At 36.4% G+C, this 15,137-nt stretch carries 9 protein-coding genes and 1 pseudogene; 9 read left to right on the top strand and 1 reads right to left on the bottom strand.

Annotated features, from left to right (window positions below; all coding sequences use genetic code 11):
- The first annotated feature begins 153 nt into the window (after positions 1-153).
- The 8 genes and pseudogenes from DXB83_RS13915 to DXB83_RS13875 form a co-directional block, all read left to right on the top strand.
- A complete protein-coding gene (locus DXB83_RS13915) occupies positions 154-1,416 on the top strand; it encodes an AAA family ATPase (protein ID WP_118660780.1) in 1,263 nt (420 codons plus the stop codon).
- 2 nt (positions 1,417-1,418) lie between these two features.
- Positions 1,419-2,069: an RloB family protein gene (locus DXB83_RS13910; RefSeq protein ID WP_118660782.1), complete on the top strand. Its 651-nt coding sequence runs from the start codon at positions 1,419-1,421 to the stop codon at positions 2,067-2,069.
- Between the two features lie 226 nt (positions 2,070-2,295).
- The gene (locus DXB83_RS13905; RefSeq protein ID WP_118660784.1) at positions 2,296-3,108 is read left to right on the top strand and encodes a hypothetical protein; all 813 of its coding nucleotides are present in this window, start codon (positions 2,296-2,298) and stop codon (positions 3,106-3,108) included.
- A 91-nt stretch (positions 3,109-3,199) separates the two neighbouring features.
- Positions 3,200-4,837, top strand: a complete 1,638-nt coding sequence (locus tag DXB83_RS13900) for an ATP-dependent nuclease (RefSeq protein WP_118660786.1) — start codon at positions 3,200-3,202, stop codon at positions 4,835-4,837.
- The gene (locus DXB83_RS13895) at positions 4,831-5,937 is read left to right on the top strand and encodes a UvrD-helicase domain-containing protein (RefSeq protein ID WP_118697767.1); all 1,107 of its coding nucleotides are present in this window, start codon (positions 4,831-4,833) and stop codon (positions 5,935-5,937) included. The genes DXB83_RS13900 and DXB83_RS13895 overlap by 7 nt, the downstream gene beginning before the upstream one ends.
- 134 nt (positions 5,938-6,071) lie before the next feature.
- Positions 6,072-9,152, top strand: a complete 3,081-nt coding sequence (locus DXB83_RS13890; protein WP_118697766.1) for an ATP-binding protein — start codon at positions 6,072-6,074, stop codon at positions 9,150-9,152.
- 1 nt (position 9,153) lies between these two features.
- A complete protein-coding gene (locus tag DXB83_RS13885; protein ID WP_118660792.1) occupies positions 9,154-10,647 on the top strand; it encodes a TIR domain-containing protein in 1,494 nt (497 codons plus the stop codon).
- A gap of 757 nt (positions 10,648-11,404) precedes the next feature.
- Positions 11,405-11,809, top strand: a pseudogene (locus DXB83_RS13875) (group II intron reverse transcriptase/maturase); the annotation flags it as partial.
- Between the two features lie 167 nt (positions 11,810-11,976).
- On the opposite strand, the gene DXB83_RS13870 reads toward DXB83_RS13875, so the two are convergent.
- Complete coding sequence (locus tag DXB83_RS13870; protein ID WP_118660641.1) at positions 11,977-14,334, bottom strand: ATP-binding protein; 2,358 nt, start codon at positions 14,332-14,334, stop codon at positions 11,977-11,979.
- Between the two features lie 554 nt (positions 14,335-14,888).
- Here DXB83_RS13870 and DXB83_RS16590 point away from each other — a divergent pair.
- Entirely contained in the window at positions 14,889-15,041 is a 153-nt protein-coding gene (locus DXB83_RS16590) for a hypothetical protein (RefSeq protein WP_158579607.1), read from the top strand.
- The last annotated feature ends 96 nt before the right edge of the window (positions 15,042-15,137 follow it).

Genomic DNA, 15,137 nt, shown 5'->3' with positions numbered 1-15,137 from the left:
ATTATGGGATATTTTTTAGGGCAACACAATCCGTCGAATTATTTTGCACTTACAAATAAAATACATATAAGTGAGATAAATTCACATATAAACGTTGATTTTTGAGAAAAACTGTATATAATAGAAAGTAGAAAAGAAGGTGAGGTAGCAATCATGTTAATTCAATTTAATTTCAAAAATTTCAAATCATTCAGAGAAGAGGCTACTTTGGATTTGTCTGCGGCAAAGGTGACTGAGTTTTCAGACAGAGTGGTGACTGTTGGTAGCGAGAAGATTTTGCCGGTTGCTGCCATTTATGGTGCAAATGCAAGCGGAAAGTCTAATATATATAATGCTTTTGAATATATGTCTGATTATGTTGCAGATTCTTTTAAGTATGGGGATGAAGAGGAAAAGTTTGAGGAGTTCAGACCGACTCCGTTTTTGTTTGATTCCACATCTGCTGAAGCAGAATCCAGCTTTGAAGTGTATTTCACATTGCATGGTGATAAGTCTGAAAGAACTTATAACTATGGTTTCTGTATCAACAAGGAAGGTGTAACGGAAGAGTGGCTTAATTCCAAGGCAAAGACTGCAAGAAAGTACAGCACTGTATTTTATCGTGGAACTACAGACGAGGAGCTTGATTTGTCCGGTTTTCCTAAGAGTAGCAGGGATAATATTCAGGTGGCATTGGAAAAGCAGGTGCTTATTATATCTTTGGGAGCAAAGCTTAAGATTGGTAAGTGTAAGGCAATCAGGGATTGGTTCCTTGCTAATGAGTTTGCTGATTTTGGGGACCCTTTTACTAATTTCTTTATGTCACGCAGATTGCCTAAAGGATTTGTGGAAGATAAGGATGTGCAGCAGAAAGTTGTGGAATATTTCGCATCCTTTGATGAACATATCAAGGATTTTAGAATTGAAAAGGTTCCTCAGGAGGCTGAAAGTAAGGAAGAAAGATACAAGATTAACGCACTACACAAGATGATTGATTCTGATGAAATGGCGGAAATTCCTCTAGGATTGGAGTCCGCTGGAACCTTGAAGATGTTTGCGTTATATCCGGAATTGCAAGAAGTGTTGGAGAAGGGGAGCGTATTCTTCATCGATGAATTAAATGCACGTTTGCATCCGTTACTTGTAAGGAATTTCCTGCTTACATTCTTGAATCCGGAGATAAACACTAACCATGCACAACTTGTATTTACAACCCACGATACATGGCAGTTGTCTAACCAGTTGTTGCGTCGTGACGAAATCTGGTTTGTGGAAAAGGATGAAAGAGGCGTATCCACACTTTACTCATTGGCTGACTTCGTGGATGAGGATGGTTCTCGTATCCGTAAGGATGAAAGCTATGAGAAGAATTACCTAATTGGAAAGTACGGTGCGATTCCTACCTTAAGGAGTATTGATATTTTTAAGGAGGATTGAGTATGGCGAAAAAGGACAGAACAGGTAATAGAAAAAAGAGAGACCAGAGAAAACAATTCAAGGTGCCGGAATTGGGCTACTATTTGATTGTTACGGATACAGAGGCTACGGAATGCTGCTTCTTTACTGGTCTTCATCAGGCATTGCCGGAAGATGTGAGAAATAAGCTTGTAATAAAGGTGGTAGAAACAAAGACTCGTACCATGATTGATAAATGTTTGGAACTCACTGCTTATGATGCACAATATCGTATTCCTTGGATTGTGTTTGACAGAGACCAAGTACAAGGGTTTGATGAGATTATAAAAGAGGCAGAGGATAAAGGAGTACAAGCGGGCTGGTCTAATCCATGTTTTGAAATATGGATGTATGCCTATTTTGGTTCCATGCCGGCAATCCAAGAATCTTGGACTTGTTGCGCAGATTTTGGACGAGTGTATGAAACCAAGACCGGGCAAAAGTATTCCAAGGCAGATGAGCAGATGTATGGAAAACTCTGCAAAGCTGGTGACGAGGAAAAGGCAATCCAGATAGCACAGCAGAAACTGGAACAGTGTAAAAGAGAAGGTAAGACAAAGCCATCAGAAATGTGTCCTTGTACGACGGTGCATGAACTGGTGGGGGAGATAAAGGGTAAGACAGTATATGTGTAGGAAATGTAAATCCGTAAAATGACTTAGAAAGGGTAAAGATGTTGAATGTTTATCAAAGCAATAGATAATATGTTACTTATTGATATACTATAACGCAAGTAGAACTCTGAAATCTCAGATTTTTATGTTCGATTTGTTCTATGGCGGGATGGCAATACTTAATAGTTTTATGAATTGGTAAAGAGTAGAGAAGAATGACAGATTGAATATGTGGAGGTATGATGATATGGATGTTTTTGCAATAGAAAAAGGAAAAGCACTGAAACTTTCGGTAGATGAATTTGAAAAACAGACATGCCATGAGTATCCTTACTACAGAACAAAAAAGGATAAAAGACTTTCTTTGTATGCGATTTGCCCAGAATGCGGAAATCCTATACAGATTGTAAATATGTATGGAGAAGAAATGATGCAGAATGTAACCCGTAAAGTAACCCTTTATGGGAAGCATACAGGACGAGCTGTAGAAGGTTTTCCATATTGGAATGAAGCAGAGATGAAAAACTGCTCATTATATAAGCCATCGCCATTGGGAAATACGGAAATAAGAACAAAAACGGAAGAGTCTGAAGAAATAAAGGAAATTATCGAAAAGAATTGGAGAAAAATAAAGCAGAATATTAGAGGTATAGTGGGAGTAAATCTAACGAATAAAGAAATGGACCATATGTATGAGGTGTTTATGGATTCTCGAGCGTATAGTTATAAAGCTGTTAATAAATACAATATACCCTATGCTATGATTAGATATCAGGAAGCAATATCAATCTATCGCACTTTTCTATTTGACTCTCCTATGAGTGAAATTGTCAAAGACAGAATCAATTGTAATAGTAAGTATTTTGAAATTCCAGATAAGGAAATAGTGAAAAAGGGAAGCGGATTCTATAACATTGGCATCTATTTTACAAAGTATCAAAGGAAAGAACACAAGCAATATATACACATGGTAATATATGAAGCTGATGGGTATGGAAAAGAAGGTAGAAATAGTATTTTAGAGGAAAGCATAGAAATGAAATCATGGATTTATGAGTGATTGTAAACGAAGAGTGAAAACACCATATATTCTTATGATAAAAAGAAGCTCCTTGCAAAACTGTATATGTGAAATATTGGGAGGTAACAGAATGTTTATTAGAAAAGTCAAAATTCATAATTTTAAATGTTACAGAGATTTTGAAATTACTCTTGAAGAAGGATTGAATATTGTTGTTGGAGATAATGAAGCAGGGAAATCAACAATACTCGAAGCTATAAATTTGGCACTGACCGGAATTATTAGTGGAAAGAGTATATGGAATGAGATTTCACAGTATATTTTTAATAAAGAGGCAGTTGATGAGTATATTACATCGTTAAATACAGCCCCTATTGAACTTCCATACATAACAATAGAAATTTTCTTTGGTGGAGCTGAAAATCCTTTGATGAATGGTGATGCGAATTCAGATAAAGATAACAGTGCAGAAGGATTTTGTTTCAAAATTGCATTTAATGACAAATATGCAGATGAATATGAAGCATTAGTCCAACAGGGAGATGTTAAAAGCTTGCCGATTGAATATTATGATATCACTTGGACAACCTTTGCCAGAGATATAATTACAACACGTAGCATACCTTATAAATCATGTTTGATTGATTCATCTGAATATAGATATCAAAGTGGAAATGATTTGTATTTGTCGAGAATTATAAAAGGCTCATTGGAACCGGAAGATATAACATCTATTGCACAAGCACATAGAAAAATGAGGGATACTTTTATTAATGATCCATCAATAGAGGCTATTAATAATAAAATAAATCAAGATGCTAGTTTGACAGACAAAAAGATTGCGTTATCTGTAGAATTGGTTACAAAGAATGCTTGGGAAAATAGTCTTGTTACACAATTGGATGAGATACCATTTCATTATGTAGGAAAAGGAGAGCAATGTGTTGTTAAGACAGAACTGGCATTAGCAAAACGTACTTCGCAAAATGCAAGTATTATTTTGTTAGAAGAACCAGAAAATCATTTGTCACATACAAGATTGAATCAGTTGATTAAATGTATTTCGGAACAATATGCAGAAAAACAAATACTTATTTCAACGCATAGTAGTTTCGTCGCAAATAAGTTAGGGTTAGGAAAAGTGATGCTGCTTGATAACCTGAGAATTACAAGATTTTCTGAGTTGCCGGAAGATACATATAATTTCTTTAAGAAGGTGGCTGGTTATGATACGTTACGAATGATTTTATGTAAGAAAACCATCTTGTGTGAAGGAGATTCGGATGAACTGGTGATTCAGAAAGCATATATGCAACTTAATGATGGGCGTTTGCCGATAGAGGATGGAATAGAAGTGATTTCCGTGGGTGTATCATTTTTGCGTTTCCTTGAGATTGCAGATTGTATTCAAACAAAAATTGCAGTTGTTACAGATAACGATGGTGATATGGCAGCTATTAACAAAAAGTATGCAAATTATATAGGTGCAAAGCGGAAAGAATATATAAAGATATGTGTTGATGACGTTGTGGATACAGGGACACTTAAGATTGGCAAGAGTGATTATAATTACAATACTTTGGAACCGAAACTGCTGAAAGTTAATGGCTTAGATAAGTTAAATCAAATTTTCGGTACTGATTATACAAATGAGGATGATTTGAGGAAATTTATGAAGCATAACAAAACAGAATGCGCATTGAGAATATTCGAATCTTCTGAACAGATAGAAATACCGGAATATATTTTGGAGGCTATCAGATGGTAAATAGATTGATAATTGCGGCTGCAGGATCTGGTAAAACTACATATTTGGTCAGACAAGCGATGCAACAATCGGACAGTGTATTAATAACAACATACACTATTGCTAATGAATTGGAAATCCGAAAAAAAATTGTAGAACTCAATGGTTTTGTTCCGCATAATGTTACCATACAAACATGGTACTCTTTTCTTTTGCAGCACGGGGTTCGACCATTTCAGGGAGTGGTCTTAGATGATAAGATTAACGGCATGATATTAGTCAATGAAAAGTCTGGAAAAAAATATGATGGGAAATATGGTCCGGTATATTTTGCAGAAGATGACTATAGAAAATTCTATTTCACGGATGGGATGAAAATGTATTCAGATAAGATTGCAAAATTTGTATGCCGTTGTGAAAAGGAAACTAAAGGCAGAGTTTCGCAAAGAATTAGCAGGATTTATCCTAAGATATATGTAGATGAAATTCAAGATTTAGCGGGATATGATTTAGACATCATAAAAAGTCTGTTGCAAGCGGAGTGTGATGTGACAATGGTAGGAGACCCCAGACAGGTAACATATCATACGCATAACGAAGCAAAGTATAAGAAATATGCAAATGGTAAGATAGAAGAATTTATTAAAACTGAGTGCAAAAAACCAGGTTGCATTATTGATAAAGAGACTTTGAATGATTCTTACAGAAATAACCAAAGTATTTGTTCATATTCATCGCAGTTGTATGAAGAATATGGTGAAACTGGAACAAAGCAATTTGCGGTTACAGGGCATGACGGAGTTTTTTTAGTAAGACCAGATGATGTTGATGCATATTTAGAAGAATTTAAGCCAATGCAACTTAGGGAGAAGAGAACAGTAAAAGTGAATGATAGATATGCAGTAATAAATATGGGTGAGGCTAAAGGATTAACATATGATAGAGTCTTGATTTATCCAACTGGAACAATGAGAAGCTGGATGAAGGACCATTCAAAGACATTGCAACCGAAAACAAAGTCTCAATTTTACGTTGCAATTACAAGAGCAAGATATAGCGTGGGAATTGTTTTTGATTATGATGAGAAAATAAGTATTGAAGGTGTGGAAAAGTATCAATAATTGGGTGTATATGTTGAATAATTGATACAAATATAATAACAGTTTGAAATCGATGTGATAATAGAACGGATTTATAATGTATTGAAACCTCATGTCGATTAAAAAAGGCATGAGGTCTTTTTGTGGGAGAAGATATGGATAAAGAACAATTTCTAAGAAATATACAAGAAGAAGATAATAATTCATTGAGAACAGGAGCTGCTAATCGTATATTGCAATTACTTCAGAGACAACGTTATAACAATAATGAGGATAGCGTTAAGAGATGGATTTGGGAATTGTGTCAAAATGCAAAGGATGTTTGCAATGATAGCGGCAAGGTAAAAATTCGTATTGATTTAGATGAAAGTAATAAAAGGGTTATTTTCAGACATAATGGAAGAGCATTTTCTCTTGCAAATGTCATGTCACTTATCAATCAATCTTCATCAAAGGATAGAGATGATGAAACGGAAAGAACCAGTGGGAAGTTTGGAACAGGATTTCTGACAACACATTTATTATCAGAGATAGTTAATATATCAGGTATTTTAGAGACAGAACCTGAGAATTACTCTCGCTTTCGGATTTCATTGGATAGGACTGGTCATGATAAAAAAGAAATTATTGCGGCATTGGAAAAAGCTGTGAGTCAATTGCAGGAATGTCAGTCAATGCTGGTAAGTGACTATGATAAATATGCATATAATACCATATTTGAGTACGAACTTGATGAGGATGGGATTGAGGTGGCTCAGCAAGGGATTGAGAATTTGAGAGTGTCAGCACCATTTGTCTTGTCAATGCTTAGTGATATAGAGGAGATTACACTTGAAGCTACAGGAGAAAATTATAAATATAGCAGGCAATACAATTGTGGTTTAGCTAATTCATTAGTTCATGAAATCATATATGTATCAAGTACAGAAACTAAGAAGATATATATTTTAAATTTAACAGAAGAGAATACAACAATATCTATTGCTTTAGAAGGCGGAGAAAGTGGATGGTATATCATGCCTTATGCAAAGCAGCAATCAAGGTTGTTTTGCGATTTCCCTTTAATCGGAACAGAAGATTTCCCATTTCCAGTGTTAGTCTGTGCCAGAGATTTTAATCCGACAGAACCCAGAGATGGCATTTTTTTGACATGTCAGTCAAGGTCAAAGATTGATGATGAAATACAGCAAAATCGAGATATTATTGAAAGGGCATGTGAATTATATAAAAAGTTACTAGAGTATGTAGCAGAGAAAAGATGGAACGGAATCTATAACATAACAAAAATCAATTCGTATGGTAGCAAAAATTGGTATGACAATGAATGGTTGGAGGATATTGTCAATAATTGTAAGTATACTATTTTGCACACACCGATTATCTGTACCGGTAATGGATCAATGATGGCATTGCAAGATGATTTTGAATATGAACAGGTATTTATAATTTCTGAATCCAAAGAGGAAATACGTGAAAAAGAATGGGATTTGCTTAGTGTTATAATGCCAGAAAAGATTCCGTGTAGGGAAGATATGCACAATTGGTATAATTCCCTGTGGAATAATTGTAATAAGTACAATTTTAAATCATTGATAAAGCAGATAGAGGAGTATGGGAATGTTGTAAAACTTCAGGAATACATGAGAGGAACTGATTGGCATTCATGGTTATCGCAGTTTTTTAATCTGATAGAAGAGAATAAAAGTTTTCAGACATATATTGCGTCAGAGAGGATTAATATTATTCCAAATCAAAATGGTATATTTTCTTGCACGACAAATTTATATTTTGATAAAGATATCTTAAATGAATATAAGGAGATTCTAAAGTTTCTTGGAATTGATTGTAGGGATTGGTTGCTTGATTTGGAGTTCAGAAACAGAGATTGGTTTCAATTCGAAGAATATGGTAATGAGCAGATTTTAAAACTTATTGAAGATAAGTTGGATGATGCAGAGAAGGAACTTAAAAGCAATGTATTGTTTCGTATGGCATATATGTATACAGGGGAAAATGATAGATTAGTAATACATAGGCAAATATGTCAATTTGCAAATGCAATTTTGAAAATGGATAATCAAATGATAAAGGTGTCGGTAATTTCTGAGAGAATATTGCAGGATGCATTGAAACATACAATAACTCGTGTGGCAGACCGAATTAGTGAGTGTGAATGTATTCAGAAATTTGCAGAATATATGGAAATATCTTTTGATGAAGCAGTGAGATTATTGGCACAATTTGTAGAATTTGTTTTAGGACAAGGCTATGATAATCTTATAAATAAATCTACGAAGCCGATCTTACCGAATCAGAATGGTAGGTTCATGATAAAGGATGACATATTTTTGGACAATGAAATGGATGAAACGCTAAAAGATTTAGCTGTTTGTGCAGGATATGACATCAAGTCAGACTTGCTTATGAAAAACATTTATTTGGAATTGCCGGAAAGCCGATGGAAAAATGATATAGATGTATCTCAGGTTATTATAAAATATGTTAATCAAAACAGAACTTCTAAAGAGGAGGAAGTAAGAACATATTTTAAAAGATTATTGGTGTGGATATGTGACAATGAGGAAAAGGCAAGGAGCATTTTGCCAAATTTGTGTGAAAACAAGCATTATCTTTATGACGATGAAGAAATTGCTAGAACTATCAAGCAGGCAGAGACATTTAATCAACTCATGGAAAAGTACAACATATCCAGTCCGGAAAAGTTGGAGGAGCTTATTGGCAAAAGTCAGGAACAATGTACCGAAGTTAGTGATGATAGAATTGAATTAACAGAAGAGGTATTGCTACAATTGGGAATTGATTCTGAAGATGCACTGGAAAAAGCCTTCTCCTACCCGGATTTTGCAAGTAAGTATATCAGAAAGTCAAAGCATGATGCAGGTACATATGAGTATCTTCAAACTATATTAGAGCGGTCAAAAAATAATATTCTTTTGCATTTAAATAGTAAAGAAGAGTATGACATTACTGAAATGCGTCAAATAGCCAATACAATATTTATCATAAAGAAAGATGGAAAAGAAATCTTTTTATTGGCACGCCCGTCTGATGGTGGAGAAGTTCGAATATATTATGAGACAGAAAAAGATTTGCTGGATTATACAATGGATTGGGAACTATGGGTAGAGGATGGAAAGAGTGAACCACAGAAAATCACATTTGGAAAGATGATTAAACTAACCGGACTTAATAGAATACCGCTGAGAGGAATATAACATGAGACTAAATGAAAAGGAAATTGAAAATATTATATGCAATAGTGTGACTGAAAATTTGATATGTAGAGCCTTGGAACTACGCCCAGGAGAATTGGCAAAATTCATATGTGGATTAGCCAATGTTAATGGAGGGTATATATTAGTTGGGGTTGAAAAGGATAATGGGCTATTGAAGCCAAAGGGTCTTCAGCTTGCATTTGATATGAAATCTATTATGAATTCTGTAGACAAGAATTTAGATGGCACTTGTCAATTTGGATACGGATATGTTAATGTTTCAGGAAAAAATATTTTTGTTATCAAAGTTGAGAGGGCGAAACAAAAGATATTAGTGGATAATGTATATTATTGCTTTCAAAACAATAGTGTAGAAGTAAGACAAATAGAGGAAGCAAAAAGATTATCGACTTTGTTTATTTCATATACGGAGTGTGACACACCTATAGTGGATATTATTGAAGACAAGATTCGTGAAAAATTGCAAGATAAGATTAAGGTTTCACGTTATACAGGGTTAAAGTATAAAGATAGCTTTAAGGAATTTATGGATACAATTCAAGAACATGATTATGTTCTAACTGTTGTAAGTGATACATACTTAAAGAGACAAGCGTGTATGTATGAAGTAGGGGAAATAATTAAGGACCATCATTATAAAGATAAATTATTGTTTGTTGTGTTGAGTGAAAATGAAAGAAAGTATTATGGCGAAAATATTCCTGAAAAAATAGGACCCAATATTTATGGAGGTGCTGAGGCAAGACTTGAATATATTGGGTTTTGGAAAGAAAAGTTTGATAAGTTACAGCAAATGATGAGTAATATAGGAGATTATGAAGCAACTAGTGAAGCAACAAAAGATCTTAAGATTATTGGACAAATATATAGAAAGGATATGGGAGAATTTTTACAGTTTTTGTCTGATGAAAATGGTAAAAATTTTCAGAAGTTGTATGAGAATGATTTTAAAGAATTAATTGAATGGATATATCCAGATTACTGTTTGAATATCTTTGATATGTGCCACCGATTTGATATTTTGTTAAAGAATGCTATTGAGAGATTACATAATGTAACGAGAACTGATTATAATCAAATTGCGTTAGGAGTAAAGACAGATAGCCATCAAACAGGATTAATGGTGTTTGCAGATGATATTGTGCTGTATAAACAAAGATATCGCTTGGTTGCTATGGACGGGCTTATGGCAAAATCGTATGTAACAGGAAATAATATTTTAATAGATGATGTAAAGAAAGAAAAAGATTATTATTGTGCAGTTTTTCAGACACGTTCAGAATTAGTATTACCAATTAAATATGGTGGAAAAATAATTGGTGTATTCAATTCTGAAAGCGAAGAAACAAATTATTATACTAAAGAGATGGTAGAACAATTATATAAAATACTTGAAAATTTTTCTTCTAGAATTATTGAATTAGGATATGTGGGAAATATGAATCATGGGGATATTCCCTATGTACATATTTAAATATAGATATAAGATTAATATTGTGAGAGTGCATATTTGTTTGTTAAGTGTCTGTCTTAAAATGTGTAGTGGTTTGTAATAATTTTCCATATTCCACAAGGAAATATAGATACATATATGTAAAGCGTTACTATTAGGGAGTTGATACAACTTTTACTGTATTTATATAATGGGTGGGGCATGTATGAATTTTTCTACGCACACGGGTATCGCGAGTTTCCGTGGGTACACCGATGCTCACTATGGGTCATCAGTGATGAAAAATCAAGACTTTTTGAGCAGTTGTTGCAATTTCCGCAACAACTGCTATTAGACTATGTGCACCTAGCGGCGCACGTTTCTAACGGGTTAAAGCCCCGAATCCGCCCGGTAGTGGAAGGATATAGCCGAAAGCAAGGGTGTCCATCGTGAGATGGAATCTGAAGGAAGCTGGATGTGAGGAACATACTAACTCACGGGCAAATCTCTGGTCTGACGGACAGAAATCTTATATGAGGTTATGCATGAGGGTAAGGTTGCATATCAAATCGAAGCCCAATAACTACACGGAATCATGCATGATAAATGAGGCAGATGGATGGAGAGGAAGAAACGTGTGGTACCTAGGGAGGTCTGTGCGGTACGCCTTGAAAGAGGTAACCATTGCATAAAGCAATGCTGAACGCACAGAAGTCAGCAGAGGTCATAGTAGCCGAGAGGTGAAGGACCGAATCAGTAGGAGTCTTGAGTATGACCGAGAAAGGAGGAATGACCGTCTATGGCAGAAAACATTGAAAACAATGGCTGTTCGCAAAGAGATAATGCGGAACATGAAGGGTATGTGAAAGCGTCTAGGTCATTCAATCGGATATGGAAAGAAAGAGACAGTGCACAGCCGAGACTTTTGGAAGCGATACTGTATAAAGACAACTTTAACAGAGCGTACAAGAGAGTTAAGGCAAACAAGGGAGCGCCAGGAATTGATGGCATGACCGTTGAAGAGGCTCTTCCATATCTAAGGGAACATCAACAAGAGATAACCGACCGCATTTATCGTGGAAAGTACACTCCGTCTCCAGTAAGACGAGTTGAGATTCCCAAAGCAGATGGTGGTGTGCGAAAGTTTGGCATACCAACAGTGGTAGACCGTACAAGAAAGACTGATAAACAGCGGCTCTGCCCATTTGTAACTATTCACAAATCTTATATCAGTTTTTAACGTTTATACAAAACTTGAAACGGTCTCTGGCTTTTACGATTTAGCCACAGCCTATCAGTCTGTGCACGTCAACTATTGAAAGCGCCGTATACCGAACGGTACGTACGGTGCTGTGAGAGGACGGCGGTTAGTCACCGCCTCCTACTCGATTTCGTCCTAGAAATCCCCCGATTCACCCCAAGAAACTTATCCCTATACTCAATCGCCTTCTCCGGCTTCTTCCACCGTGCATACAGATTATTCAGATACCGATAGGTCGTCCTCATATAGTCATTATCTGTTCCTACAGCATTTCCAATAATGCTCTCAGCCCCAAGCAGATTTATCTCTGCCGCTTCCGGCTTTCTTTCCATCATATCAATAATCCCCTGACTCAGCTTACAGATACCATAATCCAGAGAGGTATCCGACAGATGTTCCAATACCAAGGTTTCATATTGCTCCAGTACAATTTTTGCATTGTCCACATCCTTTGCCAGCAACAGCATATTGATAAGGTTCATCATTTGTTGCAAGGAATCATGGGATTCGGTTAGTCCCAAGTGGGCATATTCTATACGGATATTAAAAGCCGTACGCAGTGCTTTGGCTGCCTCATTCCCTTGTTTCATCAGTAGATAAGTGTTGGAAAGGTTGTTGTACAGATTGGACAGCAGGTTGGTAGTCCGCATATCTGCATCCTTAGTATGAAGCTTTTCCATAATGTTGATTGCCTTTTCACGCTTCTTTACTGCATTTCCATAATCCTTTTTCAACAGAAAACATTCTGCCTTATAATCCAGTAGCAGTGCCTTATCACAAGGAGACTCCAGCTTGTATTCTTCCATAACATAGCTGATTCTTTCAGTAAGTTTGGGCAGGTAATCTGATACAAGATACTTGTCCAAATATGGGAACACATCCTGCAAGAATAGCAGAAAATATGCTCCATCATCCACAATAATACGCTCCGTCACACTGATGAGAGAGGCTATGACATTTTCCGGTCTGCGTAGCTCCAAACCATGTGCCAGGCAGATAAGGTGGAGGTTGTCCAACAGAGTACTACAGGCAGTAACCGTTGGCATGGTCTCAATAGCAATCACTTCTTGCAACAGCGGATGCAGGCTGATTTTCTTGTTATCCGTATCCTCGTTGATAAATCCGTACTTAATAAGGTGGTTCACATCTGTGAGGTTATCAAGCTTCATCCAGTTCTTAAAGCTATTCTTTATTACACCGGAAACCGGTAGCAGGGACAGATTGCGGAGAATGTCCAATTGCTGATTGGATAATTTACCAAGCTGTAGGAGCTTGCTTAAATGCTCTATCATCAGTCCGTCTGTAAAATCATCATCCTTATACAGTTCTACATCTTCCCCGGAGGTAATATTCAAGCCACAGGTTTTCAACTCTGCCAGCAGTTCTTCCGGCTCCATGCCACTGGCTGTCAGAGACAAAGCAGACAGGCAAACCGTAAGAGTGTGGCAACCTACCGTCTGAATAATCTCCTTTACCACATCTTGAGAACTCTTTGCAGAAGGGCAATGCTTATAAAACAATTCTATAAGCTCAGTATCTGCGTCCATTTCAGAAATCTTTATCGTCTCATATTGTGAAATATTGCAACGACTGGTAACCAGTATTTTGCAATTCAATTTTATAAATTCCTTGAAGAAAGCATCCTCTTTCGGCAGAACATTGAAGTTATCAATGATAATCAAACTGTCAGAGTGGAGCTTTTTTAATATTCTCATATGCTTGTCAAAAAGCATTTCTTCACTCATATCAGCGGTATCATCGCTAAATTCCATGTGAGCAACACATTTCTTCAAATCACCACCATAAAACAGATGAATGATATTTGTGTATTTCTTTTCGTTCTTCTTGGCATAGGTCTTTACCAATTCACTTTTACCCATACCTGCAGTTCCGGTGATAAATACAGGATTATGGTCCTGTAATGCCTTAGCAACAGCCTTCAGTTCCTCTTTTCGTCCAATAAAATAGCAGTTGGCAGAAGGAAGTCTGTTACTCAGCAGAATATCTGATAGGTCAGGGGATAGCAGAGTATGCTTGCTGTCATGGTCGTTTAAAATGGCATAGCGTATAAGGGCAGTGATAAGTTCTGCGTCATCGGTTATCCTTGCAAATTCATCGGCTTTTTTGGTGCCGATTACATCCACACTGTCTGCAACTAATTCCAAAAGCAATTCCCTTGTGGCAGGCACATTGATAAGGTTGGGAATGACATCATCCTGAATGTTATTTTGAATACCGTCAAATCCGGCATTGTCATAAAAGGACAATATTTCTTTTGGGATGGGACGATCACCGGTACACCATCTGCTGTAGGTAACATTTTTCTCAAAATCATCTTTTTCAAATAAATCCATATTGCTCAAGCAGTCAAAGAAGATATCCTCAATCATTCGGTACTGGGCGTAGGTTTTCTTTTTATTTTCCAATAACACTCCAATCACGTTGGAGAAGGTAATGCGGTTCTGCAATTTTTCACTTCCAATCTATTTTGTCAACTTTTGGTCAAGTCTTCGTCAATGATAATCCCGGTCAGAATTTCGTATCATTAACCCATGAAAACGTAGCCGCCACGAGCCAGCAGGCAAATGAATGAGCTACATGAATATATTACAAGCATAGCTTGTAATCCGGCTAGTGATTTCACCCTTGCAAGCAAGTGAAATCACTAGCGCCATTATAACACGCTACAAACAAATGTTCTATACGAACTTTATTGAATTTGAACCTTGAAAAACAATCCGGAAACGGATTCATAAGCTGTATTCTATGTCAACAGACCTTGCGAAGAGACTTGAGCAATCAAGCGGAGCGAGGGAAGACACTTCCGTCAAGGGTGGGAAAGGAACTCGAGCAGGAGTAGCCTACAGGCGATAAGCTAAAGGTCAGCTGTAACGCTGACGGCATAGGATATGAATGGAAGCCAAAACGGTCTAACAACTTTTGTCAGAGATTTTCTTGAATAAGCCAATTTCTTATGGAAAGTAGGTGATAACGCAGAAATAAGAGTGAGGAGGTGTAGCAGATGACGAAGGAGATGGAATTTGCAAAGTGTATGGCTTTGCTTCGTAAGGCGGTTCGTATGGAACTAATTACTGAAGCAGAGTATACCATAGCAAGAAACAAGCTGATGGACAGATTTCTCATTATTCGTGAGGATGATCCAAAGGCGGCGTAATTTTATGGATGTGTAGAAATTATTTTACCGCACATTCGTTAACATTTGATTTTTCATTTATGATGTCAGCATACAAGGCAACTTACTTGTTGTTGG

The sequence above is a fragment of the Blautia sp. OM06-15AC genome, assembly GCF_003481425.1.
GTDB classification, from domain to species: domain Bacteria; phylum Bacillota; class Clostridia; order Lachnospirales; family Lachnospiraceae; genus Fusicatenibacter; species Fusicatenibacter saccharivorans.
Note: the sequence above shows the minus strand (reverse complement) of the source record. Positions and strands in the feature narration are given on the sequence as shown.